Raw genomic sequence first — 26,672 nt, 5'->3', positions numbered from 1 at the left:
GCGTAAGAATTCAGCAGACGCTGCCGACCTGCGATGGCCGGCAGCGCATGGAGGCAGGACTCGGCTCAACCGGCGGAGCGGCGGATGATCACGCCCAGCCCGGAGAGCTTCTCCTCGATGCATTCATAACCACGATCGATGTGGTAGATGCGATCCACCATGGTTTCGCCATCGGCGACGATGGCCGCGATCACCAGCGAGGCCGAGGCACGCAGGTCCGTGGCCATCACCGGAGCGCCCGACAGGCGCTCGGTACCGGTCACCACCGCCGTGTTGCCTTCCAGGGCGATGTGCGCGCCCATGCGGTTGAGCTCCTGCACGTGCATGAAGCGGTTCTCGAAGATGGTCTCGATCACGGTACCGGTGCCTTCGGCCACGGCATTCAGCGCCACGAACTGGGCCTGCATGTCCGTGGGGAATGCCGGATAAGGCGCCGTACGGATATTGACCGCCTTCGGACGCTTGCCCTGCATGTCCAGCTCGATCCAGTCATCCCCCGTGGTGATGGTGGCACCGGCTTCTTCCAGCTTGGCAAGCACCGCATCGAGGGTATCGGCGCGCGTGCGGGTGACGCGCACCTTGCCACGCGAGGCCGCTGCCGCGACCAGGAAGGTGCCGGTCTCGATGCGATCAGGCATCACGGAGTATTCGCAACCGTGCAGTCTCTCGACCCCTTCGATGACGATGGTATCGGTGCCGTGGCCGGTGATCCTGGCGCCCATGGCGATCAGGCATTCGGCCAGATCGACGACTTCCGGCTCGCGTGCCGCGTTCTCCAGCACGGTACGCCCATCGGCCAGGGTCGCGGCCATCAGCAGATTCTCGGTACCCGTGACGGTTACCACGTCAAAGACGATGCGAGCGCCCTTGAGGCGGCCACCCGGCGCCTTGGCACGGATGTAACCGTTCTCGACCGAGATCTCCGCGCCCATGGCTTCCAGGCCACGGATGTGCAGATCCACCGGGCGCGAGCCGATGGCGCAACCGCCCGGCAACGAGACTTCGGCACTGCCGAAGTGAGCCAGCAGCGGGCCCAGCACCAGGATCGAGGCGCGCATCTTCTTGACCAGCTCGTAGGGCGCATGACAGTGCTCGACCTTGGAGCCGTCCAGCTGCACGGTCATGTTGTCGCCCATCACCGGCTCGACTCCCATGCGCCCGAGCAATTCCAGGCTGGTGGTGATGTCTTGCAGGTGCGGCAGATTGCTGATGGTCACGGGACCTTCGGACAGCAGTGTCGCTGCCAGGATGGGCAGGGCCGAATTCTTGGCACCACTGGCCCAGACTTCCCCGTTGACCGGCCCGTTGCCGGTGATAATCAGCTTGTCCATGAAATGTTCCGATCAGCTCTGGGCGTTGCCGACGGCAGCATCGTACTGCGCCGGGGTATAGGTACGAATGCTGATGGCGTGAAGCGCGCCAGAGCGAATCTCGTCATTGAGTGCGGCGTAGACCAACTGCTGGGCCTTGACGCGACTGAGGTCAGCGAAGACCTCGCCCACGGCGACGACCTGGAAGTTGCATCCTTCACCCTGGATATGAAAATCGACGTTCTCGATTCGAGCCTCGAGCAGGGCCTTGACATCATTCGGTTGCATGACGGGCGATGACTCCTTCGCGGTACATGTCCGGGCCAGGCACATTACGCTGCGCTTCGACCTGGGAGATATGACCGCACATGGTAATCAAAAGCGCGCGGGAACGCGATTGGCGGCAGCCTCCTGCCTCCCACGTTCCCGCGCGCAGTGGTGGTGATCGAGCGGCTGGGCAGCCCGGCCGGAGCACGATCAGACAGCATCGACCTCAGGGCGAGGCGCCGAATCCGACGCCTGATCCGTGACCTCCAGTCCCGGCAACAGGACATCGAGGCCAGAGACGGAGGCCAGACGCTTGAGCGCAGGCGATAGACGCAGATGCGTGACATGCCCCGAATGGCGCGCCAGATGACGCTGCCACTCCAGCAGGACACTCAACGTGGCGGTGCTTGCGCCACCGACGCCACAGAGATCGATCTCGATGCCCTCTGCATGCTGCCCGAGCCACTTGCAGCCCACTTCGGCGAGCTCGGAGGCGTGATCGAAATCCGGCTGACCGCTCAGCGTCAGGCAGCCATCGCCGGCGCTCAGGGTCACGTCATCATCATCGAAGAGTGTTTTCATGGTCATATCGCCAGTGGTCAGGCTCAGCTGTCGCTGTCGCCCGCGCTCTCCCCGCTGTCCTTTTCCAGGTCGACATCCGGCTGCCAGCCCTTGATGACGGCATCGATATCACGGCCATTGTCACGCATGGCCTGGTCGAACTGATTGCGGAAGGTCAGGCCCAGATTAACGCCATTGACGATCACGTTGACAACTTTCCACTCGTCATTGCGCAGACGCATGGAATAGGCCACCGGGTACACCTTGCCCTTGGTGTCGATCACGTCCATGTAGACGGTGTCCTGATCTTCATAACGACGCTCGCCTTCACTGTCCTTCACTTCGAGCTTGGCGTAGTCAAAGCTCACCAGGCCCTTCGCGTAGGTACCGATCAAGGTGTCATGGAAGACCTTGGAGAATTCGGTACGCTGTTCCGGAGAGGCACCCTTGAAGTACTTGCCCATCACGCTTGCCGCGATGTAGCGGTAATCCACGACCGGCTCGAGGGAGTTGTCGACCAGCGCTTCCAGCTCGTCGACGTGATCCTTGTAATAGCTTTCGCGGCTGTCGATCTTGGTGGTCAGGCCTTCGACGGTATCACGCAGCAGCACGTCCGGCTCCTGGGAAGCGGCAGAGGCCAGCGGGCTCATCGCCATCATGGCAGACAGGCTCAATACGCTCAGTGGATGAATCAGCTGCTTGAGGATATGGGTCATCGGATTTGCTCCTTGAAAATGTGCATCGCGCCAACGGCGAGTCAGGCCTGCGTCAGCTCTTCGAGAAATTGGAGACGAACTGCTGAATCAACTCTTCCAGTACCAGTGCCGACTGGGTATCCCGGATGGTGTCGCCATCCTCCAGCGTTTCCGGATCCCCCCCGGTGGTCAGGCCGACATATTGCTCGCCCAGCAGACCGGAGGTCAGGATGGCAGCCGTGGTGTCCTTGCTCAACTTGCCCTTGAGGCTGCTGTCCAGCTTCATCGTGACACGGGCGTCAAACCACTTGGGATCCAGCTCGATCTTCTCGACACTGCCGATCGCCACGCCCGCCATGGTCACCTTGGACCGCGGCTTGAGGCTTCCTATCCCTGAAAAGTTGGCATTGAGCACGAAGGTGTCATCCGCCTGCTGGAAGGTGACGCCACTGACGCGCAGCCCGAGAAACACCATGCCCAGAAAACCGGCAAGTACGAACAGGCCCACGCCGAACTCGACCATGCGGGTACGTTTCATCCAATATCTCCAAACATGACGGCTGTGAGGACGAAATCGAGTCCCAGCACCGCCAGCGATGAATAAACCACAGTACGTGTGGTCGCGCGTGAAATGCCTTCCGAGGTCGGGATCAGGTCATACCCCTGGAAGACAGCGATCCAGCTCACCACCAGCCCGAAGACCAGTGACTTGACGACGCCGTTCATGACATCCCCGACGAAGTCGACATTCGATTGCATGCTGCTCCAGTAGGCCCCTTCGTAGATGCCGAGCCAATCGACACCCACGAGCTTGCCACCCAGAATCCCCACGACGCTGAAGCCGATGGTCAACAGCGGCAGGGACACGAAACCGGCCCACAGCCGCGGAGCGACGATCCGCTTGAGGGGATCCACGCCGATCATTTCCATGCTGGTGAGCTGCTCGGTCGCCTTCATCAGGCCGATCTCGGCCGTCAGGGCAGAGCCGGCGCGCCCGGCGAACAGCAGCGCCGCCACGACCGGGGCCAGCTCGCGCAGCAGCGACAGCGACACCATCTGGCCAAGCGCCTCCTCAGCACCGAACCCGACCAGAATGGTATAGCCCTGCAGGGCCAGCACCATGCCGATGAACAACCCCGACACCAGCACGATCGCCAGTGACAGCACGCCGACGAAGTGCATCTGACGCACCCAGAGGGAGAACCCCTCACGGGATGGCAGGCCGACGCCCGCCTGCGCCAGCAGCATGCCGGCGCGTCCGATGGCAGAGATCACCTCGATGGTGCTGCGCCCCAGCGAGGTGATGGCCCCCAGCGGGCCACGATTCAGACCGCTCATGCTGATTGCCCTCTCTGTGAAGTGCCACTGGCCGCTTCTCTGCCATCGAGAATGTCGCCGGCGAAATCCGGCGCGGGATAGTGGAACGGCACCGGTCCATCCGGCTTGCCGTGGATGAACTGGGCCACGCGCGGGTCCGCCTCGGCGTTCAGGGCTTGTGGCGTGCCCTGCGCCATGACCTTGCCATCGGCGATCACATAGACGTAATCGGCGATGGTCAGCGTCTCCTTGATATCGTGAGAGACCACCACCGCCGTCATGCCCAGCGCATCGTTGAGGCGGCGGATCAGATTGACCAGCACGCCCATCGAGATGGGGTCCTGACCGGCGAAGGGCTCGTCGTACATGATCAGGTCCGGATCCAGTGCGATGGCGCGTGCCAGCGCGACACGCCGCGTCATGCCACCGGAGAGCTCGGCGGGCATCAGTTCACGCGCCCCACGCAGCCCGACGGACTCGAGCTTGATCAGCACGATGTCGCGGATCATCGCCTCGGGGAGATTGGTATGGACCCGCAACGGGAAAGCCACGTTCTCGAACACGCTGAGATCCGAGAACAGCGCACCACTCTGGAACAGCATGCCCATGCGACGCCGCATGCGGAACAGCTCGCGCCGCGACAGGGCATGCACATGGTGACCGGCGATATCCACACGCCCGGCGGACGGGGTCAACTGCCCCCCGATCAGCTTGAGCAGCGTCGTCTTGCCGGTACCGGAGGGCCCCATGATGGCGGTGATCTTGCCACGCGGAATCTTCAGGTCTATCCCGGAGAAGATCTCGCGCTCTCCACGGGTGAAGCGCAGGCCTTCGACACGAATCAATGCGTCGTCGAGGTCGATGTCAGCGGAGCCACGGCGAGAGGATGGCGATGCATCAGCGCCGGCCGCAGCGGTCGCTGTAGCAGCCTGACCGGGTAATTCAGTCATAGAAGCATCCGCTGTGAGGGAGTCACGACACTGGCCATGGGCAATCCGTCGCCTGGCACTGTGCCGCGAGTCCGAATCTTGGAGTTCATGGATCACGTCATTCGGGAATCAAGTTAGTTAGCGAACATCGTATCCGAACCCGCCCCCTCACTACCAGTCCGTTGCAGGGTCCATCGCATCCCGCAGATGCGATCCCTTGCCTTGCAATGCCTTGGGGGGATGCGTTTAATGGCGCGGTCACTGGCGACAAGCCGCTGCCCTGCCTCCTGCCCCGAGAGTTCCGATGCTATATCCCATCCTCGCTGTCATCCTTGGCCTGATAGGTCTTGTCTGGAGCGCCGATCGCTTCGTCGAAGGCGCCGCCGCTACCGCATGGCGAGCTGGCATGAGCAAGCTGCTCATCGGGATGACCATCGTCTCCATCGGCACTTCAGCGCCGGAGATCGTGGTCTCGATCATGGCCTCACTTGACGGCACCCCCGACATCGCCACCGGCAATGCTCTGGGGTCCAACATCGCCAACATCGGTCTGGTGCTGGGCGTCACGGCGCTCATCGCTCCCATCCCGGTGCATTTCGGCCTGGTGCGCCGTGAACTGCCGCTGCTGCTGGCCGCGACGGCACTGGGGGGCTATGCCCTCTCCAACAGCGGGCTCGAGCGTCTGGATGGCATCCTGCTGCTGGCACTGCTGGTGTTCACGCTTGTCTGGCTGTTCAAGGTCGACTCGCCGAGTGACGCCGGGAGTCAGGATGACGTCCCCGAGATGAGCGCCGGACGCGCCATCTTCTGGCTGCTCTTCGGACTGGCGGTGTTGATCGCCAGCTCACGCGCGCTGGTCTGGGGCGCCACCGATATCGCCCAGGCACTCGGCGTCCCCGAACTGATCATCGGCCTGACCGTCATCGCCATCGGCACCAGCCTGCCGGAGCTCGCGGCCAGCGTGGCCAGCGCACTCAAGCGCCATCACGACATCGCCATCGGCAACGTCATCGGCTCCAACCTCTTCAACATCCTGGCCGTCCTGCCGGTACCGGGCCTGCTGGCACCGGGACCGGTGGATGGCAGCGCCATCAGTCGCGACTACCCGGTGATGCTCGGTCTGACCCTGATGCTGGCCGCCCTGCTCATCTGGCAGCGTCGCGGCCGCATCGGCCGTGGTCCGGGGCTGGTGCTGCTGGCCTGCTACCTCGGCTACACGGCCTGGCTTGCCATCAGCCTGACTCGCTGACGCCTGTAGGCGGACAGGCCGGAACGATCAGGCCATCCGCCCCATGTCAGCATCACGCCCGAGGCGTTGCAGCGCGTGAGTGACGCCTCTCTCACGCACCTTGAGTCCTGGCCACACACAGGCAACAATCTGAACATGACCAAGTCCTCCAGAATCCAGCCCGCCACCTCCGACATGTCTTCCACTGCCGATGATTCGCCCTCCAGCGGCCGCGATCACGCCGCCATGCAGGCGGATTTCCGCGCCAGCGCCCGACGCACCTTCGCGATCGAGGGCGCCGCCATCGCGGCACTGGAGCACCAACTGGATGCAGAGTTCGATCATGCCTGCCAGCTGATGATGGCGACCAAGGGCCGGGTGATCGTCACCGGCATGGGGAAATCCGGCCATATCGCCAGCAAGATCGCGGCGACTCTGGCCAGCACCGGCACGCCGGCGTTCTTCGTGCATCCCGGCGAAGCCAGCCATGGGGATCTCGGCATGATCACCTCGTCGGACACGGTGCTGGCACTGTCCAATTCCGGTGAAACCGCCGAAGTCACCGCACTGCTGCCACTGCTCAAGCGCATGGGGACGCCGCTGGTCTCGATGACCGGCAAGCCCGGCTCGACGCTCGCGCGTGATGCAGACGCACACCTGGACACCAGCGTCGCCCAGGAGGCCTGTCCGCTGAACCTGGCACCGACGGCCTCCACGACCGCCGCACTAGTGATGGGGGATGCGCTGGCCGTGGCACTGCTGGAAGCCCGCGGCTTCACCGCCGAGGAGTTCGCACTCTCTCATCCCGGTGGCAGTCTGGGGCGGCGACTGCTGCTGCGCGTCCAGGACGTCATGCATCAAGGCGATGCCCTGCCACGCGTGGCGCTGGGCAGCCCGCTGCGCGATGCGCTGCTCGAGATCACCCGCCAGGGCATGGGTTTCACCTGCGTGATCGACGAGGACGAGCATCTGGTCGGCGTCTATACCGATGGGGATCTGCGCCGCACCCTGGACCAGCACGGCGATCTGCGTGCGCTCAAGGTCGATGACGTCATGACGCGCGGTGGCAAGACCATCCGCTCAAGCATGCTGGCCGCCGAGGCGGTGCGCATCATGGAAGAAAACCGCATCAGCGTTCTGGTAGTCTGTGACGAGGATGAGCACCCGATCGGCGCCATCCACATGCACGGCCTGCTGGCCAGCGGCGTGATCTGAACTCCCCCGCGGGATTGCTGTCTCTGCACGACAGTCCCGTGAGTCTGGCGAGGGCAGCACGCAACCGTTGGCGGTCGTCGCCTACAGGAATGCGTCACGCATGCACGGAATGCGAGGAGAAAGACCATGAATGACATCACTTCCCTGGCGGAGGACTATCCCCAGGACATCATCGACCGCTCACGTCGCGTGCGCCTGCTGGCGCTGGATGTGGACGGCGTGCTGACGGACAACCGGCTGCACTACGATGCCAATGGCGTGGAAACCAAGAGCTTCCACGTCCAGGATGGCCACGGCCTCAAGCTGATCCTGCGCAGCGGTATCCGGGTCGCCTTGATCACGGGTCGCAGCTCGCCGATGGTGGAACGTCGCGCCAAGGAGCTGGGTATCCAGGACGTCATTCAGGGCCGCGAGGACAAGCTGGTCGCGCTGACCAACCTGTGTCGCGAGCACGATATCGCGCTGGATGACGTGGCCTACTGCGGAGATGACCTGCCGGATCGCGAAGCCATCCGTCGCGTCGGTCTGGGGGTCAGCGTTCCCAACGCCATGCCCTATGTGATGAGTGAAGCCAACTGGGTGACCACTCGTCAGGGCGGTGATGGTGCCGTGCGCGAGATCTGTGATCTGCTGCTCAAGGCACAGGGCCACTGGGCCTCGGTGCTGGATACCTATCTGCAGGAGTCGCGCGCCTGATGCCACGTCTTCCCCGTCCCTCTCCGCGCCTGTGGCTGATGCTGCTGCTCCTGCTGGTCGGCGGCGTCATGGCCCTGATCGAGCAGCGCAACAGTCTGGAATCGACAGTGGATGTCGACGCCAGCAGTGATGAGCCGGATTACTATCTCGACGGGGCTGACATGACGCGCTTCGATGCGCGGGGAGTGTCGATCCAGTCGATGACCTCCCCGCACATCGAACACACGCCAGGCGATGACGTGACACGTGCGCAGGCACCGAAGATCCGGACCAACGACAGCGAAGACCGTCGCTGGTACGCCACGGGTGACAGTGGCGTGTTGAGCGCCGGCGGCGACACCTTCACCCTCGAGGGCAATGCCAGACTACGCCAGCCTTCGGATGCCTGGACACTGGACACCGACGTGCTGCATTACAGTCGTGAGCAGAACCGTGCCTGGAGTGACGTGCCGGTGGTGATCACCCAGAATGGTCAACGCGTCGAGAGTGACCGCTTCAGCGCTGACCTCTCTCAGGATTCCGCCCAGCTGGAAGGCCGCGTCCGCAGTACCCTGCAACCCGGCAAGGGCAAGAGCGATGCCGCCCGGGAAGCCGAGACTCTCGACACCGGCAATGACACCACCCGTGACGATGATGGCCGCGTCTCCAGCACCTTCGATGCCGCGCCGGCCAAGGATCAGTGAGCGCACCCCTGCATGCGCCGAATCCTCTCTCTCCGATTTCCGCTTCACGATGGCCTGAGTGATCGTGAAGCCTTACCAGTTCTGCCAAGGAGCACTCCATGACTTCAACGACTCTCACGCCCTTGACGGTCTGGCGCCAGACACTCAGACCCGGTGTCATGGCCCTTGGCCTGGCACTTGGCATGACGACGCTTTCCCCGACCGCACTGGCGCTGGACAGCGATGCCAACCAGCCGATCAACATTGCCGCCGACTCACTGTCACTGGATGACAAGGCCGGCACGGCCACCTATACCGGTCGCGTGGAAATGCGCCAGGGCAGCATGAAGCTGGATGCCGCGCGCGTTGACATCAGTCGCGCCGACAGCGGCGAGATCTCCCTAGTCAAGGCCACCGGCCAGCGCGCCTACATGGAGCAGAAACCCGATACCGACGAGCGACTGGTCAAGGGCTGGGCGAATACCATTCGCTACCACGCGCTGGAGCGCCGGGTGGAACTGGTCGGCGATGCCCGTCTGGAGAAAGGCGACGACACCTTCGAAGGCGGCTACGTGGAATACTTCCTGGACAAGCGCCAGGTCAATGCCAGCAATGGCACCGATGCCTCATCCTCCGAGGGGTCACGCGTCCACATGACCCTGACGCCACGTGGCGCCAATGCCAGCAAGGACCAATGAGCATGACTGCTGCCAGCCCACGTACCCTCAGCGCTCGTCATCTGGCCAAGGCCTACAAGGGTCGCAAGGTCGTCAAGGACATCTCGCTGGAAATCCGCCAGGGTGACATCGTAGGCCTGCTGGGCCCCAACGGGGCCGGCAAGACGACCTCGTTCTACATGATCGTCGGCCTCGTGCGCTCGGATGCCGGTAGCGTGACCATCGATGACCACGACCTGTCCGGCGCCGCCATGCATCAGCGGGCTCGCGCCGGCATCGGCTATCTGCCCCAGGAAGCCTCGATCTTCCGCAAGCTCTCGGTATCCGACAACATCATGGCGATCCTCGAGACGCGCAAGGACCTGGATCGCAACGGACGCAAGGCACGCCTGGAGGAGCTGCTCAACGAGTTCAGCATCACGCATATTCGTGACAGTGCCGGCATGAGCCTTTCCGGCGGGGAGCGCCGCCGCGTGGAGATCGCTCGCGCACTGGCCACCGAGCCGGACTTCGTGCTGCTCGATGAGCCGTTTGCCGGCGTGGACCCCATCTCGGTGGGCGAGATCAAGAGCATCGTGCGCCAGCTGCGTGACCGCGGCATCGGGGTGCTGATCACCGATCACAACGTGCGCGAGACACTCGACATCTGCGATACCGCCTACATCGTGGGCGATGGCCAGATCATCGCGCATGGCGACGCCGACACCATCCTCGCCAACCAGCAGGTGCGTGATGTCTACCTGGGTCATGAGTTCAAGCTCTAGCCCGAGAGTGCCGTCAGCCTGGTGAGAGCCGTCAGCCTGGTGAGAGCCGTCAGCCTGACGAGAGCCGTCCGACCTCTTCTGCTCTCACCAGCACCCACCAGCACCCGCCACTTCCTGCTTCATTGTCGGGGCCTCGTTCCCCGCCCCCTCACGCAAGCGCCTCGACATGCGCTTGCGTGATCTCCCCGTGAACCCTCCTGCTCTGCCACACCTCACTCGAATGCATGACGTCCATACCACCTTGGTGGCAACATGGCATGCAAGTTGCTTGAATATTCTCGACTGCCCCTTGTCAGTGCCCCGACCCACGGTATAGCGTAGATGCACGTTCCTTTGCCGTGAATGACAGACCCCATGAAACCCACCTTGCAGCTTCGACTCGGCACTTCCCTGACCATGACCCCGCAACTTCAGCAAGCGATCCAGCTGCTGCAGTTGTCGACGCTGGACCTGCGTCAGGAGATACAGCAGGCGCTCGAGTCAAACCCCATGCTGGAGCTTGACGAGGAATACGAGTCGCTGGATGTCGCGGAGACACAGGACAAGAGCGAGATCTCCACCTCCGAGACCAACAGCGAGATTCCTGAAGAATACCCTCTCGACAGTGACTGGTCGGACCTCTACCAGGACCACGCAGGCAGCCTGACCAGTTCCGGCAGCGGAAGCTCGAGCGAGGACGGGCCGGACTTCGATCGCAACACCAGTGTCGAAAGCCTGCAGGACCATCTGCGCTGGCAGCTGGCGATGACGGACCTCGATGCGCGTGAACGCCAGATGGCGGAGAGTCTGATCGATGCGGTGGATGGGGCCGGCTACCTGAGCATGAGCCTGGACGAACTGGTCGATGGCCTGCGAGGTCAGGGACTGCCCGGCCTCAAGGCGTCGGAACTCGAGCAGGTCCTGCTGCGCCTTCAGCAGTTCGATCCCACCGGTGTGTTCGCTCGAGACCTGCGCGAATGCCTGCTGCTTCAGCTGGCCCTGCTGCCGGACGATCTGCCGCTGCTGGCCCAGGCCCGCCGTCTGGTGCGGCAATTCCTCGAGGCACTGGGCAATGACGATCGCAAGCTGCTCAAGCGTCGCCTGAGCCTGGATGATGATGAGCTGGATCACGTCATTCGTCTGGTACGGGCGCTCGACCCGCGCCCGGCGTCCGCCTGGGGCGAGCCTGCCAGTGATTACGTCATCCCGGACCTGCTGGTCCGTCATACGCGTCACGGCTGGCAGGTCGAGCTCAACCCGGAAGCGCTGCCCAAGCTGCGTATCCAGCCGGAATATGCCGCCCTCATCAAGCGGGCCGACAAGTCCGCGGACAACACCTTCCTCAAGGACAATCTTCAGGAAGCCCGCTGGCTGATGAAGAGCCTGTCCTCACGCAATGACACCCTGCTCAAGGTGGGCCGCGAGATCATGGCGCGCCAGATCGACTTCCTCGAGCAGGGGGAAGAAGGCATGAAGCCGCTGATCCTCGCCAACATCGCGGAAGTGGTCGAGATGCACGAATCCACCATCTCGCGGGTGACCACCCAGAAATATATCCACACCCCGAGAGGCGTGTTCGAACTCAAGTTCTTCTTCTCGAGTCAGGTGGGTGGCAGCGGCAACGGTGACGCGCACTCCAGCACCGCGATCCGTGCGCGCATTCGCAAGCTGATCTCGGAAGAACCGGCGCGCAAGCCATTGTCCGACTCACGCCTGGTGGATCTGCTGGCCAGTGATGGCATCGAGGTAGCGCGCCGGACGGTCGCCAAGTATCGCGAGGCCATGGGCATCCCCTCCTCCAGCGAGCGCAAGCGCTTGGCGTGAGTCTCGACAACGGATACCCGCAAGCCAGCGGGCTCCACACGTCGGAGCGCTGAAGCTCGCCCCCTTGCACCTGCCATCCTGACATCATCTGCCAATCGGTCGTCTGAATACCGGTTGGCAATGCCTGTCCTTGCGACTGCGTGAGTGACTTCACGCCCCCAATTGCCTATTTTTCCAGCCACTTTTCTCCAGAGTGCTTTCTTTTTCCCTCACATCCCACGGACAGATAGCCAGGGGTCGCCACCGACTCCTGCCACACGAACGTCGACGTAAATGCTGACATTGGCCACAAACGGCCGGTTTCTCGAGCCCCATTCCGTCCGTGATGCGAGGCGATGCTCATGAAGAACCTGCTGATATCCCTCGCTGGGTTGAAGACAAGCCTTGCCCCACGATGCAGCGCAGCGTTGATCTTTGTTCAAAGCTTGGGCATTGTCGGGGTAGACGCTCGGTACACCGGCACCGCCGCTCTCGCCAGCAGATGATCGCCACGAGACCATGGCCGGAGTCAGAAAGTGGCCGCGCGTTCAATCAGGGTTTGCTCGCAGTCAAAAAGGGTTACAATTCAAAGGCAACCCGCTGGATAAAGGAGCGTGTCCATGCAAGTGAATATCACCGGGCATCATGTGGAACTCACCGATCCTCTCCGCGATTATGTCAACGAGAAGCTCGCTCGCCTCGAACGGCATTACGACAACATCACCAATGTTCAGGTGACACTGTCGATCGAGAAGGAACGCCAACAGGCTGCCTGCACCCTGCACGCCGCTGGCGCCGACCTCCATGCCCTGGCAGAAGACCCCAACATGTACGCTGCCATCGACGCGCTCGCCGACAAGCTGGACCGCCAGCTGGTCAAACACAAGGAAAAGTCCCAGGCTCGCTCTCAGGGCACCGGGACCCGTTGACCTTCTGCCATGACACTTGATCAGATCCTTCCCCCCGAGCGCACGCTCTACGGCGTCCCCGGGGGGAGCAAGAAGCGGGTGCTGGAATTCTTCAGCACCTTCATTGCTCAGAACATTCCCAGCCTGGACAGCCAGGAAGTCTTCTCGCGCCTGATCGGGCGCGAGAGACTGGGTTCGACGGGCATCGGCCACGGCGTGGCCGTGCCACATGCACGCAGTCCACACTGCAAGACCCCCATCGCGGCGTTCATGAAGCTCGGTGACCCCATCGACTTTGACGCCATCGATGGCGAACCCATCGATCTGCTGTTCGTGCTGCTGGTCCCCGAGGAGGCAGATGACACCCATCTCACTCTGCTCGGCCAGGTGGCGGAACTGCTCAACTCGCCCACCAACCGGGCAGCATTGCGCCAGGCAGACAGTCAGCGAGCATTGTTCGAAGCCCTGACCTCGGCCATCGCCGAATTGCCGGCGCGCTGAACCTGCAAGCCCGGACTCGCTCCGGGCTTGTCGCTGACTGGCCTCAGGCACCCTCCGCTTTCACCTCATGCTGACCTCGCCCTGGGAGAGCACTCCATGAAGATCGTGATCATCAGTGGTCGCTCCGGTTCCGGCAAATCGATTGCCCTCCAGGCGCTGGAAGACATTGGCTACTATGCCATCGACAATCTGCCCGGCATGCTGCTGGCACCATTGGTCGAGCAGCTGGAAAAGGACAGCCCCACCCGCCGGCGCATCGCGGTCTCCATTGACGCGCGCAACCTCCCCGATGCCCTGAGTCGCTTCCCTGAACTGCTCGACAGCGTTCGTCAGAGCGGCATGGATGTGCAGGTCGTCTACCTGACCACGGACTCCCGTGTCCTGCTCGAACGCTATTCCGCGACCCGCCGCCGTCATCCGCTGACCCGCGACAATGACCGCACGCTGGCCGAGGCCATCGAGATCGAGCAGCAGACACTGGCCCCGATTCGTCAGAAGGCGGACCTGGTCATCGACTCGACCAACCTCAGCGTGCATGACCTGCGCTCGCGCATCACCGAACAGGTCGCGCAGCACAGCTCTCGTCATCTGACACTCACCTTCGAGTCCTTCGGCTTCAAGCATGGCGTGCCGACCGATGCCGACATGGTGTTCGATGCCCGCTGCCTGCCCAACCCCTACTGGGACATCAATCTGCGCAGCGATACCGGTCGTGATGACAGCGTGGCGGAATTCCTGCAGCGCTACCCGGACGTCAAGGCGATGCAGGATGACATCGCCGGCTGGCTGGAACGCTGGCTGCCCGCCTATCAGGCCAGCAATCGCAGTTACCTGACCGTTTCGGTGGGCTGTACCGGCGGCCAGCATCGCAGCGTCTATCTCTGCGAGCAGCTGGCCGAACATTTCGCCAAGCAGCTTCCTGAGGTGCGTCTACGCCACCGGGAACTGGGGATCCATACGGCCCTGGCGATCAGCGATACCCGTCAGGAGTCACACGATGCCCAGTCGTGAACTGGTTCTGACCAACAAGCGCGGGCTGCATGCTCGCGCTGCCACCAAGCTGGTCAACTGCTGTGCGCCCTTCGAGGCCACGGTCATGGTCAGTCACGGTGAGCGACGCGCCAACGCGGCCAACGTCATGGCGCTGCTGATGCTGGCAGCCCCGTGTGGCACGGCGCTGATCATCGATGTCGAGGGCGAACAGGCAGATGAGGCCCTGTCTGCGATCGAGTCCCTGTTCGAGGCGCGCTTCGAAGAGGAAGAATGACGCCGCCGCACGCCGTCTGACATCCCCCGCCCGCCGGCTTTCTGCCACTTTTTCCGCGATGATTGCCCTACCGATAAGAAACAGTGTTTTCTTTTGTCGACGCGCCCCCCTGCGCCAATGGTAGAATCAACGCTGTCCTTCATGTCGACAGGGGAAGCCGACAGATGAGCAAGACGTCACGCAAACTCAAGCCAAGACTTGATCGCCTGTCACAGGCACTGGAAAGTGGCGAGCTGGATCAGGCAAGGCGCATGCTGAATCGCGGCCTGGCACCGGTGGACGTGGCCCACTTGCTGGAATCCTCCCCCCCCAAGGAGCGCAACCTGCTCTGGGAGCTGGTCGACGCCGAACTTCAGGGCGATGTGCTCCAATACCTTGGCGAGGATATCCAGAGCGACTTCCTCAAGGACATGGATGCCGAGGACGTCCTGGCCGCCACCGAGAATCTGGAACCGGATGATGTCGCCGACATCCTCCAGCGGCTTCCGAATGCCGTGATTCTCGAAGTCCTCGACTCCATGGAGGCGCAGGAACGCCAGCGGGTCGAGACGGTGCTGTCCTACCCCGAGGACACTGCCGGCGGCTTGATGAACACGGACACCATCACCATCCGTCCGGACATCACCTTGGATGTCGTGTTGCGTTACATCCGCCGTCACGAGCGACTTCCCGATTCCACCGACACCCTGCTGGTCGTCTCGCGCCGCGATGAATTCATCGGCGCCCTGCCCATCAACCGCCTGCTGGTCTCTGACCCCGGTGTCACGGTGCGCGAGGTGATGGATACCGACAGCGTGGTGATTCCGGCATTGATGCCGGAGAGCGAGGTCGCCTCGCTGTTCGAGAAGCATGACCTGATCTCGGCGCCTGTCGTCGGCGGTGATGGCAATCTGCTCGGGCGCATCACCATCGATGACGTGGTCGACGTCATCCGCGGCGATGCCGAGCACCAGGTCATGTCGATGGCGGGGATGGACGAGGATGAAGATACCTTCTCCCCGGTGATGCGCACCTCCTGGCGTCGCGCCATCTGGCTTGGCATCAACCTGCTGACCGCCTTCATGGCGTCCGCCGTGATCGGGATGTTCGAGGGCACCATCCAGAAGATCACCGCGCTGGCGGTACTGATGCCCATCGTCGCCAGCATGGGCGGCATTGCCGGCTCACAGGCACTGACGGTACTGATTCGCGGCATCGCACTGGGACACGTCAAGAGTGGCAACGTGCGCTGGCTTCTCAAGCGCGAAATCATCGTCGCGGGGCTCAATGGCCTGCTGTGGGCGGTGGTGGTCGCCGGGATCGCCATCGTCTGGTTCGGTGATGTCCAGCTGGGGGCCATCATCGGTGCCGCCATCATGATCAATCTGTTGATCGCGGCCGTGACCGGGACATTGCTGCCGATACTGCTCAAGAAGCTCAATATCGACCCGGCCCTCTCCGGCAGCGTGATCCTGACCACCGTGACCGACGTGATCGGCTTCATGGCCTTCCTGGGCCTGGCGACCTGGCTCTACCTGTAATCACGCCAGGAGAGTCACGCATCATCCGGCAGCCTGCAGAAACGAAGACGGCCGCTCCCCCAGGAGCGGCCGTCTGTCTTTTCACGAAGGATGATCTCTAGCTCAATCTTCCAGCGCGTCTTCCTCACCTTCCGACATGCCCGCGACGGTCATGCCACCGATCAGCCAGCTGCCAGAGTGGATGCTGCCCCGGGTATCGACATCATCACCGACCGCCAGCAGATTGGCGGCCATGTCACGCAGATTGCCGGCGATCGTGAACTCCTCGACCGCGTGCTGGATCTCGCCATTCTCGACCCAGAAGCCCGAAGCGCCACGCGAGTAGTCACCGGTCACGCCGTTGACGCCCTGCCCCATCAACTCGGTCACCAGCACGCCGGTGCCCATCTGCTTGAGCATCTCGTCACGTGAGGTCAGCGGCGCGGTGATGCGCACGTTGCGCGCACCGCCCGCGTTGCCGGTGGTCTGCATGCCCAGACGACGAGCACTGTAGGCGCTCAGCATGTAACTCTGCACCTTGCCGTCGGCAAAGTAGACATTGTCACGCGTGGCGACACCGTCGTTGTCGAAGGCGGCACTCGACATGCCACCCACCTCACGCGGCTTCTCGCCGAGGGTGAACCAGTCAGGGAACAGCGGCTGACCCAGGCTGTCGCACAGGAAGCTGGACTCACGATACAGCGAACCACCCGCGATGGCGGACAGATAGTGCCCTACCAGGCCTGCCGACATCTGCGGGTCGAACATGACCGGCATACGCCCCGTCGCCACCTTGCGCGCGTTGAGGCGTGCCAGCGTGCGGCGTGCAGCCTCACGCCCCACATCCTCCGGGGAGCGCAGGTCGGCCGGGTTGCGCACGCTGGTGTAGTCATAGTCACGCTGCATGCCCTGTTCATCCCTGGCGATCAACATGCAGGACATCGAGTGTCGGCTGCCGCACTGACTGGCCAGGAAACCGTGGCTGTTGCCGTAGACCTGCACACCTTCCCCACTGGAGAAGCTGGCACCTTCGGATTGCGCGATGCCTTCCACTTCCAGTCCGGCACGCTCACACGCCAGCGCCAGATCCGTCGCGTCATCGACGCTGATCGCCCAGGGGTGATGCGCCTGAAGGTCCGGGAAATCGGTGGCCATCAGTTCGGCCGGCGCCAATCCGGCAAAGCTGTCCTCGCCGGTGTAATGAGCGATGGAGACCGCTTTCTCGACCGCGGCACGAATCGAGTCGCTACCGGCGTCGGAAGAGGTCGCGCTGCCCTTGCGATTGCCCAGATACACGGTCACGCCGATCCCCTGATCACGCGACAGCTCGACGGTTTCGACTTCTCCGTCACGCACCGAGATGCTGACGCCCTGATCGACGCTGGCGCCCACCTCACAGGCATCGGCTCCCAGACTGCGGGCCAGCTCGAGCGCTTCGCTGACGCGGCGCTCCAGCAGTTGTTGCTGAGCAACGGCATCAAAGGCCTGGCTCATGTTGTTCTCCTTCTGAGGAGACGGGGCGCTGGCAGTGCTATACTGCCGCAAATTTCCCCGACTCGTTGGAATTGGCATGCGTAAAGAAAGACCTGAGGAGCTCGTCGAGCGTCCCAGCAAATCCCAGATGAAGCGTGAAATGATCGAGCTTCAGGCCCTCGGCAAGAAGATCATCGACATGCCGGCCGGTCAGCGCGCCAAGTTCCCGCTCTCCGATGACATGCTGGCCGCCATCGATGAGTGCGGACGCATTCGCAGTCATGAAGGCCTGCGCCGTCACATGCAGTACGTCGGCAAGCTGATGCGCAAGGAAGACCTCGAGGCCATCAACGCCGTCTTCCAGAGCATGGAGCAGCAGAGCATCCGTCGGGATGCCTCCTTCCAGCGCCTGGAGCGCTGGCGCGATCGCCTGATCGAGGACGACGAAGCCTTCGTGATCTTCGTCGAGGACTACCCGGAGGTGGACCGCCAGGCACTGCGTCAGCTGATCCGCAATTCACGCGCCGAGCGTGATGCCGGCAAGCAGCCCAACAGCGCCAAGAAGCTCTTCAGGCTGCTGCGTGCCGAGCTCGATCTGTAATTCTGACACCTCACGCTTCATCGACGCCGCCGCGGCCCTGCCACGGCGGCGTCGTCATATCGCTTCTCTGCTGATCAAGCGCACCGGTTCATGACTGGGTGCCACCGACCGTCAGCTCATCGAGCTTCAGCGTCGGCTGGCCGACCCCGACCGGCACCAACTGACCGTCCTTGCCACAGACCCCGACCCCGGTATCCAGCTCGAGATCATTGCCGATCATCGAGACGCGACCCATGGCTTCCGGGCCGTTGCCGATCAGGGTCGCGCCCTTGACCGGTGTGGTCACCTTGCCGTCCTCGATCAGATAGGCTTCGCTTGCGGAGAACACGAAGCGCCCGGAGGTGATGTCCACCTGGCCACCGCCGAAGCTGACCGCATAGAGGCCGCGCTTGACGCTCTTGATGATCTCCTGCGGGTCACGATCGCCACCCAGCATGTAGGTGTTGGTCATGCGGGGCATCGGCAGGTGCGCAAAGGACTCGCGACGCGCATTGCCCGTCGGCGCCATGCCCATCAGGCGGGCATTCAGCTTGTCCTGCATGTAACCGGTGAGGATGCCATCCTCGATCAGCGGCGTGTACTGACCCGGCGTGCCTTCATCGTCCACCGACAGCGAGCCACGGCGGTCCGCCAGCGTCGCATCGTCGACCACGGTGACGCCGCGCGCCGCGACCTGTTCGCCCATGCGCCCCGCGAAGGCGGAGCTGCCCTTGCGGTTGAAATCCCCTTCCAGACCATGACCGACCGCTTCGTGCAGCAGCACGCCCGGCCAGCCATTGCCCAGCACCACCGGCATCTGCCCGGCGGGCGCATCGACGGCCTCGAGATTGACCAGTGCCTGACGCACGGCTTCCCGCGCGTAGCGCTCGGCGACGTTGTCGTCACGCAGACGGGTCAGCGGGAAGCGTCCGCCGCCACCGGCACTGCCACGCTCACGACGGCCATTGCGCACCGCGATCACGCTGATGTTGAAGCGCACCAGCGGACGCAGGTCCGCGGCCAGGGTGCCATCACTGGCACGCACCATCACCACCTCGTAAAGCGCCGACAGCGAGGCCGAGACCTGACTGATGGACGGGTCAAGGCTGCGGGCGATGCGGTCCGCTTCCTTGAGCAACGCGACCTTGTCCTCGGCACTCAGGCCATTGAGCGGGTCGATGCCGGAATAGAAGGACGGTGCCTCGGTGATGATCGAACGGGCGACCGTGCCATTGCTGCCACTGCGTGAGATGCCGGCGGCAGTGCGACCGGTGTCGGCAAGCGCGGCGGCATCGATCTGATTGGAATAGGCGAAGCCTGTCTTCTCTCCCGCCAGTGAGCGCACGCCGACGCCACCATCGATGTTGTAGCTGGCGTCCTTGACGACACCATCTTCCAGCACCCAGCTCTCCTGCCAGATACGCTGGAAGTAGAGGTCGGCATAGTCGGTACCCGGACCCATGGCATGTGCCAGGCCGGCATCCAGATCATCCAGGCTGAATCCGCCCGGGGTCAGCAACAGGGCCGCGGCATCGTCGAGCACGCGACCGGAACTCGCATTTTGCGTCATTCGGCACTTTCCAGAGTAATGTTCGGGTCGCCCCAGGGGCCTGATACCCGATAGTGAATTTGCGTCACCTTGTCGATGAAGCGACCGAAGATCTTGTCGGCCACGAACAGCGCACCGCCCACGGCGGGGGCGCCTGCCAGCACGGCGGCCAACGGCAGGTTCTGACTGACCGGCACCGTGATGGCCATGTGTTGATCAAGGGTACCGCGAAGCAGGTCAACCTGCCCGTTGAGCGTCACGGTGGTGGACGGCGCCTCGATACGCAAGGGGCCATCGCTTTCCAGACGCCCCGCAAAGAGAGTCGCGGCGCCCCGCACCTTGTCGAAGGCCGTGCCCTTGTCGGTCACATCCGAGAAATCCAGCGACAGACGACGCAGCAGATTGTCGACGTTGACCAATCCCAATAGCCGCGCGGACGCCGAGCCGAGATTCAGGAAACGTCCGTCGTCCAGCTTGACCTCGAGCCGCCCGTTGGAGCGCGACAGCGCAAAGTCCTGCGGCGCCCCTGGCCAGGCCAGCTTGGCCTCGGCGCGTGCGCGCTCGGCCTCGATGCCGCGTGGCTGGGACAACCGCTCCAGCAGCCCGCCCAGATCGCTGCCATCCGCGGAAAGGCGAGCGCGCGTCAGACTGTTGGCACCGGCATCCTCCCAGGTGATGTTGCCCTGGGCCGTCATGTCGCCCACGGTAATGGCGAGGGGGGACACCACCAGCCGCTGTTGATCCGACTGCCACTCTGCACTGATGGGTCCCAGCTGCTGCTCGCGCCAGATGAGACGTGCCAGGCGCAGGCTGCCTGCCGGCAGCTCGGCCAGCGCCGCTGGGTAGGGAGTCGGCTCGACCCCGGTGGCCACGGCCTCGGTGAAGTTGCTTGGCGCAGGCTCGGGGGTTTCCCGGGTCTGTGGCGGCCACAGCGCGTCGAGATCAAGATGATCGAGATCCAGAATCAACGGCCGCGCGGCCCCGGACTGCCAGACGAGCTCCCCACTGGCGAGCCTGCCCTCCAGAGTGGCCGCCAGCCCCAGCGCTTGCTGTTGAGAGCTCTGACGAGGCGCTGCCTCAAGCGTCATCGGGCCGGTACACCGATCCTGGATCATCAGACAATCGGTGGCAACGCGCAGCCGTGACAGCTCGCTGAGTGCATCGCCACCGCTGCCACTGGCTCCATCATCGCCACTCGCGCCGGATAGCGCCCCGCCCCATGATGACCAGAGCTCAGGTGCCAGCGTCGGCGTCCGCCAGGCGATATCCCACCCCGTACGGGACGGCCATTGCGGGTCGCTCGGCCAACGTTCCAGCCACAGCTGGCCGGTCATCGGCACCTTGCTGCCATCATCACGCGTATTGCCGCCTTGCCAGCGAGCGCGGGCACGATTGGCGAGCACGACATCGCCACCGCCCTCGGCGAGCCCGACCTCCACCGACAATGCCGCGGCTTCGTCACGCGCCTTGCCGAAGGGAGCCGGCAGATTGATGGCCGCGCCCTTGAGATCACTCGACAGCTGCAGGCTGGCTCCCTCCTCGGGCAGCATCAGACGCGCCTGATAATCGAACGTGCCGCCCAGCGCACGCGGGCTATCTCCCTGATTCAGTGCGGCACGGCTATCCTGCGCCGCATCACCGAGCAGTGTCTCGGGAGCCCCCAGCCAGCTCAGCACCGGTGCCAGCGGCGCCTGGCCACTGAAGGTCACCGCCCCCTTGCTGGCCGAATCCGCCTGACCGATATTGAGTGCCGCCTTGACCGCGCCACCGAACAGCTGCCCTGACAGGTCGCCGGTCAATTGCTCGCGCTGTCCTTCAGGACGCGTGGGGTCATGCACGAATGCCAGCGGGCCGCGAATGCCGGCGATCTCGATGCCCGGCCCGGGGAAGGCCAGGCTTGCCGCCTGCCTCTCACCGACCTTGCCCGTCACCTCCACCCGCGCCTGCTCGGCATCTTCAAGCGGTACGCGAATCTTCATGGCCGCCGCCACGGAGCCCTTGCCCTGCCACTCGGCCAAAAGCTCCGCGGTGTCCTCGAGCGGTGCATGCGAGAGCAGATCGAACAGCGCCTCGACACTGCCCGTGACATCCCCCTGGATATCCAGGGTGTCATCGTGCATGTCGACCTTGGCCTGATCCACCGACAGACGCTGCGCGCTACCCAGCGCGACCGGCCGTGAGTACGCCGACTCGACACTGGCCGTGAGATCATTGTCATGCAGTTCGAGATTGCCCTTCACGCCGTCAAGCGCGGGCCAGCCCTCGACATAGCCGAGCCGCCCGTTCTCGATGGCAAGCTCGAGATCCATCGCGTCCCCGGGGCCGTAGCCATTCTCGCCATTGTCCTCATCCCAGACCTGCTCCAGATGCAGAGAACCCTCTGGCACGACACCTGCCACATCACGCGTCAGCCATTCACGCAGGGAGGGGTCCAGTACCTTGAGCGGCAACCAGTCCGCCAGCGGGATGCTGCGAGCATCCACATCCTGCATGTCCAGATCCAGCTGGAAGCGGTCCGCATCATCCGTGGGAATCTGCAACCCGAAGCGTCCCGTCACCCTGGCGCCATGACGCGAGATATCCAGATCACGCCCGCTGATCTGGCTGCCGGCATCATCCACCTGCCAGTCCACCACCCCCTGCGCGGACTCCAGTGACCAGCTGTCACCGAAGACTTCCGGGAAATGGAATCGCATGCCGGGGGCTCCCTGGAAGGTGACACTGCCCTGCATGCCCCCTTCATCACGACTCCGCGCCGTGACCCACGCCGCCAGCGGCCCGAGCCCCGGAGCGCCCTCCCAGGGTTCCACCTCGGTATCCGTCAGGCCAAGCGCCAGCGTCATGCTCAGCGGGGCTTCAAGGCCGATATTGGCCAGTGACAGGGACAGTCCGGTGGCGGTGCCACGCGGATCGAGTGACTCAAGTATCTCGCCCAGCTCGCCCAGCTCCAGCACATTGCGCCAGCGCGCCACCCGCGCCAGATCGAAGCGACCGGTCACAAGCGAGACACTGCCATCGGCGAGATCCCCCGACAGGGAGATACGCTCAGGGAGGCTGGCAAGCGCGGCCTGCAATCGAGCAGGCTGCTCCTGTGAAGCGGAATCTGAATCCGATGGAGCATCCGAGCGCTGGGCCGCCTGTGCCTCACCGTCACTCACGACGGCGTCATCGAGCTGCGAAGCCCCCACCGAGAGCTGATTGAGCCACGCCTGCCAGCGATCCCCGCCCGACAGATCCCGCAGCCACTGCCCCCGCGCATGGATGTCCTTGAGGGCCAGCATGGCGCCATCGTGATCCAGCGTCAGACGATTGAGATCGAGACGCAGGCGAGCGTCTTCCAGCCGTGCCTCTCGCCAGCGCGCCCACAGCGTGGCGTTGCCATCAGCGTCACGCAGCATCAGGCTGTCGCGCTCACCGATCAGGCGCCCGACACTGGCCAGTGCACCGGCATCCAGCTCCACCTGCAGCTGCGCGGAATAATCGGCGAGCCCCGCATCGCCGGGCAGCACCTCCAGCACGGCACTCACGCCGGCCTGGGGCGACTCCCCTACGCGCAGCTGCCCCTCCAGATGAGCACGTTCACCATCACCGGCCAGCAACAACTCGGCCGCGTTCAGATTGAGCGTATCGTTGCGTCCATGCAGCACGAGACGTACATCCTCGAGCCTCACGCGCTGACGCGCCAGCAGTGCCAGGCCCTGCTCGAGCTGTTCCAGGCTCATCTGCCCCTTGGGCTCGAGGGCTTCAGGCGGGCGCGGCGGCCCCGGCCAGCCCCAGCTGCCATCGTCATGCTGATAGAGGTGAACGATGACGCCAGTGGCGGTCGCACGGTCAAACACGGGCGCCAGATGGCGCAGGGAGGACAGCACATCAAGCCGCGACTCGAGACGCTCCACGCTCAACAGCGGGGCCGCCTCCATCTCGTCGGGCCGAAAGAGGTTCAGGCCGGAGAGCTTGATGGCCGGGTCGAGATAGTCCATTCGCCCGTCAAGCGATGACATCCCGACATTGGAATGGGTCTGGGTAGCGATGAAGTCGCTGATCGCGTCACGGCGAGATTCCAGCGTCGTCAGCCACCAGCGCAGGCCACCGATCACGATCGCCAGCACCGCCAGCAGCACCGCCAGCGCCATCAAGAGCCTTCGCCCCCAGCGCCGCCGCCGTGAAGGCGAAGGGACGGGAGACGAGGCTTGATGAGATGACGGAGCATCACCGGCCGTGGCGGCCGACTCCGTCGGTCCATCCCCCGCTGTCAGCCTGTCTGACTCAGCGGGTGGCACTTGCGGCTCATCCGAGGAAGAGGTCACACGCGGATCTCCGAGCAAACATGATGACACGCTACCTCACGCCTACGCAGGAGGGAGGCACCCGACCTCGAGGGCCATGCATCGCCCTGCTGTGCCAGCAGGGGGAACGAGTGTATCAATGCACCGATGGCGAGACTCCACCGGCGGGAACACAGATGGCGGGCACCTTACATGAGAACGATGTCATATTGCTCCTGAGTATAATGCGCCTCGACCTGGAAACGGATGGTCTTGCCGATGAAACTCTCGAGGTCCGCCACCGAGGCCGACTCTTCATCCAGCAGACGGTCCACCACATTCTGGGAGGCCAGCACCATGTAGGTATCCGGACTGTAGGCACGCTCTTCGCGCATGATCTCACGGAAGATCTCGTAGCAGACTGTCTCCGGCGTCTTGAGAGTGCCGCGCCCCTGGCAGGTCGGACAGGCTTCGCACAGCACCTGCTCCAGACTCTCGCGGGTGCGCTTGCGGGTCAGCTGCACCAGCCCCAGTTCGGTCACGCCGGTCATCTTGTTCTTGGCGTGGTCCCGCTCCAGCGACTTCTCGAGCACTCTGAGCACCTGACGCTGATGCTCGGCCTCTTCCATGTCGATGAAGTCGATGATGATGATGCCACCCAGATTGCGCAGACGCAGCTGGCGGGCTATCGCCGTGGCCGCCTCGAGATTGGTCTTGAAGATGGTCTCTTCAAGATTGCGATGCCCGACGAAGCCACCGGTATTGACGTCGATGGTGGTCATCGCCTCGGTCTGGTCGATCACCAGATAGCCGCCGCTCTTGAGCTGGACCTTGCGCCCCATCGCCTTGTGAAGCTCATCCTCGACGCTGAACAGATCGAAGATCGGCCGCTCGCCGGGGTAATATTCGATGCGCCCTTCCATGTCCGGCATGAATTCGCTGGAGAACTCCTTCAAGCGCAGATAGTTCTCGCGGGAATCGATGCGCACACGCTCGATCTCGTCTCGCATCACGTCACGCAGGGTACGCATGAACAGTGGCAGATCGTCATAGATCACGCTGGGCACGGCGGCAGTCAGACGCCGCTCGCTGACCTTGCGCCACAGCCGCAGCAGGAAATGCATGTCCTGCTTGAGCTCCGCCTCGCTGATGCCCTCGGCGGCCGTGCGCAGGATGAAGCCCCCCGGAGCGTCCGGGTCAAGCTCGGTCAGGCAGCGCTCGGTCATCTCCTTGAGCCGCTCACGCTCGACATCGCTCTCGATACGCTGCGACACCCCGGTGTGGGGAGAGTCGGGCATGTAGACCAGATAGCGGGATGGTACCGACAGATGCGTGGTCAGACGCGCGCCCTTGGTGCCGATGGGGTCCTTGGTGACCTGCACCACCAGCGGCTGACCTTCGCTGAGCAGCTCGCGGATCGACAGCTGCTCATCATGCGGGGTATGCGCGGGCATCACCTCCTGCGCATGGATGAAGGCGGCACGTTCGAGACCGATGTCCACGAATGCCGCCTGCATGCCGGGCAACACGCGCACCACCTTGCCGCGATAGATATTGCCGACGATACCGCGCCGACCGCTGCGTTCGATGAACGCTTCCTGCAGAACACCGTTCTCGACGACCGCAACGCGGGTCTCCATCGGTGTCAGGTTGATCAATACCTCGCCACTCATAGCGCAAGTCCTTGTAAAGTCGTTGCTTGCGATTATGACATAGCAAGGCAGCCCCCGGCTGTGGTCTATCGACTAACGATGTCACCGGCGGCTGATTTTCCACAATCCCCTCGGCGGCCCCCTGCCCGCCCGCCCACCGTCACGACTGCCAGCAGGCAATGCCCCTGGCCATGAGCAAGCGGGACGTCTCGTGCAATGGCAGCCCGACCACCGCGCTGTAACTGCCTTCAAGATGGCTGACGAAGATGGCGCCCAGCCCCTGGATCGCGTAGCCGCCGGCCTTGTCCGCGGGTTCTCCCGTGGCCCAGTACCGCGCGGCCTCCTCACGATGGATGGCGCGAAATGTCACGCGGCTCTCGACCAGCTCGCTCTCGCAGCACAGGGATGGTGACGGCTCGTTCGAGGCGGACGACTGCTGACGATGGCAGAGCGTCACCGCGCTCAGGACCTGATGACGACGACCGGAAAGCGCCATCAGCATCTCGCGGGCATCCGCTTCATCGCGAGGCTTGCCCAGAATCCGGCCATCCAGCGCCAGGGCGGTATCGGCTCCGAGCACCACCGTCTCAGCCTCCCCCTTGTCCAATCGCCTGAATCCGGCCTGTGCCTTCTCACGCGCCATGCGCATGACGTAGTGCTCCGGCGACTCATCGGGACGAGGTGTTTCATCGATGTCGACCGGGGCCACCTCACACTTGACACCGATACTGGCCAGCAGCTCACGCCGACGCGGCGAGCCGGACGCCAGGACAAGACGTGGCGAACGTCCGGGAATCTCGGGCGCTGCGGGGGTTGCGACACTGGACGACGACGCTGACATGTCTCCCTCCTGGGCAGGTTTCTTGATCATGAGA

Annotated in this window: 25 protein-coding genes; 13 read left to right on the top strand and 12 right to left on the bottom strand. The window is 63.6% G+C overall.

The window, feature by feature from the left end; translation table 11 throughout:
* Positions 1-65: 65 nt before the first annotated feature.
* The 7 genes from murA to BOH68_RS03455 form a co-directional block, all read right to left on the bottom strand.
* A complete protein-coding gene (gene murA, locus BOH68_RS03485) occupies positions 66-1,331 on the bottom strand; it encodes a UDP-N-acetylglucosamine 1-carboxyvinyltransferase (protein WP_077371616.1) in 1,266 nt (421 codons plus the stop codon).
* A 12-nt stretch (positions 1,332-1,343) separates the two neighbouring features.
* Positions 1,344-1,598: a BolA family protein gene (locus tag BOH68_RS03480; protein WP_077371613.1), complete on the bottom strand. Its 255-nt coding sequence runs from the start codon at positions 1,596-1,598 to the stop codon at positions 1,344-1,346.
* A 189-nt stretch (positions 1,599-1,787) separates the two neighbouring features.
* Positions 1,788-2,159: an STAS domain-containing protein gene (locus BOH68_RS03475; RefSeq protein ID WP_065392617.1), complete on the bottom strand. Its 372-nt coding sequence runs from the start codon at positions 2,157-2,159 to the stop codon at positions 1,788-1,790.
* Positions 2,160-2,182: 23 nt separating this feature from the next.
* Positions 2,183-2,854, bottom strand: coding sequence for an MlaC/ttg2D family ABC transporter substrate-binding protein (locus BOH68_RS03470; RefSeq protein WP_077371606.1), 672 nt, complete (start codon positions 2,852-2,854; stop codon positions 2,183-2,185).
* A 52-nt stretch (positions 2,855-2,906) separates the two neighbouring features.
* Complete coding sequence (mlaD, locus tag BOH68_RS03465; protein WP_077371603.1) at positions 2,907-3,371, bottom strand: outer membrane lipid asymmetry maintenance protein MlaD; 465 nt, start codon at positions 3,369-3,371, stop codon at positions 2,907-2,909.
* Complete coding sequence (mlaE, locus tag BOH68_RS03460) at positions 3,368-4,171, bottom strand: lipid asymmetry maintenance ABC transporter permease subunit MlaE (RefSeq protein ID WP_077371600.1); 804 nt, start codon at positions 4,169-4,171, stop codon at positions 3,368-3,370. Before mlaE ends, mlaD begins: the two co-directional genes overlap by 4 nt.
* Positions 4,168-5,100, bottom strand: coding sequence for an ABC transporter ATP-binding protein (locus tag BOH68_RS03455; RefSeq protein ID WP_077371597.1), 933 nt, complete (start codon positions 5,098-5,100; stop codon positions 4,168-4,170). Before BOH68_RS03455 ends, mlaE begins: the two co-directional genes overlap by 4 nt.
* Positions 5,101-5,383: 283 nt before the next feature.
* On the opposite strand from BOH68_RS03455, the gene BOH68_RS03450 reads away from it, so the two are divergent.
* From BOH68_RS03450 to mgtE, 12 genes are all read left to right on the top strand, one after another.
* Entirely contained in the window at positions 5,384-6,328 is a 945-nt protein-coding gene (locus tag BOH68_RS03450; protein WP_077371594.1) for a calcium/sodium antiporter, read from the top strand.
* Between the two features lie 225 nt (positions 6,329-6,553).
* Complete coding sequence (locus BOH68_RS03445; RefSeq protein WP_077373096.1) at positions 6,554-7,522, top strand: KpsF/GutQ family sugar-phosphate isomerase; 969 nt, start codon at positions 6,554-6,556, stop codon at positions 7,520-7,522.
* Between the two features lie 126 nt (positions 7,523-7,648).
* Positions 7,649-8,218, top strand: a complete 570-nt coding sequence (locus BOH68_RS03440; protein WP_077371591.1) for a KdsC family phosphatase — start codon at positions 7,649-7,651, stop codon at positions 8,216-8,218.
* Complete coding sequence (lptC, locus tag BOH68_RS03435) at positions 8,218-8,901, top strand: LPS export ABC transporter periplasmic protein LptC (protein ID WP_077371588.1); 684 nt, start codon at positions 8,218-8,220, stop codon at positions 8,899-8,901. The genes BOH68_RS03440 and lptC overlap by 1 nt, the downstream gene beginning before the upstream one ends.
* Before the next feature lie 98 nt (positions 8,902-8,999).
* Positions 9,000-9,578, top strand: a complete 579-nt coding sequence (gene lptA, locus BOH68_RS03430; RefSeq protein ID WP_240499585.1) for a lipopolysaccharide transport periplasmic protein LptA — start codon at positions 9,000-9,002, stop codon at positions 9,576-9,578.
* Between the two features lie 2 nt (positions 9,579-9,580).
* Positions 9,581-10,321 (top strand): LPS export ABC transporter ATP-binding protein, encoded by a 741-nt coding sequence (gene lptB, locus BOH68_RS03425; protein WP_103751363.1) that lies wholly within the window; start codon positions 9,581-9,583, stop codon positions 10,319-10,321.
* A 354-nt stretch (positions 10,322-10,675) separates the two neighbouring features.
* On the top strand, positions 10,676-12,124 hold the full coding sequence (locus BOH68_RS03420; RefSeq protein ID WP_077371583.1) for an RNA polymerase factor sigma-54: 1,449 nt from the start codon (positions 10,676-10,678) through the stop codon (positions 12,122-12,124).
* Positions 12,125-12,723: 599 nt separating this feature from the next.
* Positions 12,724-13,032, top strand: coding sequence for a ribosome hibernation-promoting factor, HPF/YfiA family (hpf, locus tag BOH68_RS03415; protein WP_043332555.1), 309 nt, complete (start codon positions 12,724-12,726; stop codon positions 13,030-13,032).
* Between the two features lie 9 nt (positions 13,033-13,041).
* Positions 13,042-13,512, top strand: coding sequence for a PTS sugar transporter subunit IIA (locus tag BOH68_RS03410; protein ID WP_077371581.1), 471 nt, complete (start codon positions 13,042-13,044; stop codon positions 13,510-13,512).
* Positions 13,513-13,608: 96 nt separating this feature from the next.
* Complete coding sequence (gene rapZ, locus BOH68_RS03405; RefSeq protein WP_077371578.1) at positions 13,609-14,523, top strand: RNase adapter RapZ; 915 nt, start codon at positions 13,609-13,611, stop codon at positions 14,521-14,523.
* The gene (locus BOH68_RS03400) at positions 14,510-14,779 is read left to right on the top strand and encodes an HPr family phosphocarrier protein (protein ID WP_077371575.1); all 270 of its coding nucleotides are present in this window, start codon (positions 14,510-14,512) and stop codon (positions 14,777-14,779) included. The genes rapZ and BOH68_RS03400 overlap by 14 nt, the downstream gene beginning before the upstream one ends.
* A 164-nt stretch (positions 14,780-14,943) precedes the next feature.
* Complete coding sequence (gene mgtE, locus BOH68_RS03395; protein ID WP_077371573.1) at positions 14,944-16,299, top strand: magnesium transporter; 1,356 nt, start codon at positions 14,944-14,946, stop codon at positions 16,297-16,299.
* Positions 16,300-16,401: 102 nt separating this feature from the next.
* Here the strand turns inward: mgtE and pmbA are convergent, their stop codons facing one another.
* Positions 16,402-17,772 (bottom strand): metalloprotease PmbA, encoded by a 1,371-nt coding sequence (gene pmbA, locus BOH68_RS03390; RefSeq protein WP_077371570.1) that lies wholly within the window; start codon positions 17,770-17,772, stop codon positions 16,402-16,404.
* Between the two features lie 76 nt (positions 17,773-17,848).
* Here pmbA and yjgA point away from each other — a divergent pair, with 76 nt between their 5' ends.
* A complete protein-coding gene (gene yjgA / locus BOH68_RS03385) occupies positions 17,849-18,352 on the top strand; it encodes a ribosome biogenesis factor YjgA (RefSeq protein ID WP_077371567.1) in 504 nt (167 codons plus the stop codon).
* An 88-nt stretch (positions 18,353-18,440) separates the two neighbouring features.
* On the opposite strand, the gene tldD is transcribed toward yjgA, so the two are convergent.
* The 4 genes from tldD to BOH68_RS03365 form a co-directional block, all read right to left on the bottom strand.
* Positions 18,441-19,901, bottom strand: coding sequence for a metalloprotease TldD (tldD, locus tag BOH68_RS03380; RefSeq protein WP_077371564.1), 1,461 nt, complete (start codon positions 19,899-19,901; stop codon positions 18,441-18,443).
* Positions 19,898-24,013: a YhdP family phospholipid transporter gene (locus tag BOH68_RS03375; protein ID WP_077371561.1), complete on the bottom strand. Its 4,116-nt coding sequence runs from the start codon at positions 24,011-24,013 to the stop codon at positions 19,898-19,900. Before BOH68_RS03375 ends, tldD begins: the two co-directional genes overlap by 4 nt.
* Before the next feature lie 341 nt (positions 24,014-24,354).
* Positions 24,355-25,818: a ribonuclease G gene (rng, locus tag BOH68_RS03370; RefSeq protein ID WP_077371558.1), complete on the bottom strand. Its 1,464-nt coding sequence runs from the start codon at positions 25,816-25,818 to the stop codon at positions 24,355-24,357.
* 139 nt (positions 25,819-25,957) lie between these two features.
* Positions 25,958-26,638, bottom strand: coding sequence for a Maf family protein (locus BOH68_RS03365; protein ID WP_077371556.1), 681 nt, complete (start codon positions 26,636-26,638; stop codon positions 25,958-25,960).
* Positions 26,639-26,672 lie beyond the last annotated feature (34 nt).

It is taken from the genome of Cobetia sp. MM1IDA2H-1, assembly GCF_002916775.2.
Taxonomy (GTDB): domain Bacteria; phylum Pseudomonadota; class Gammaproteobacteria; order Pseudomonadales; family Halomonadaceae; genus Cobetia; species Cobetia marina.
The sequence above is the reverse complement of the archived record's forward strand: the minus strand, read 5'-3'. Positions and strand labels throughout refer to the sequence as shown.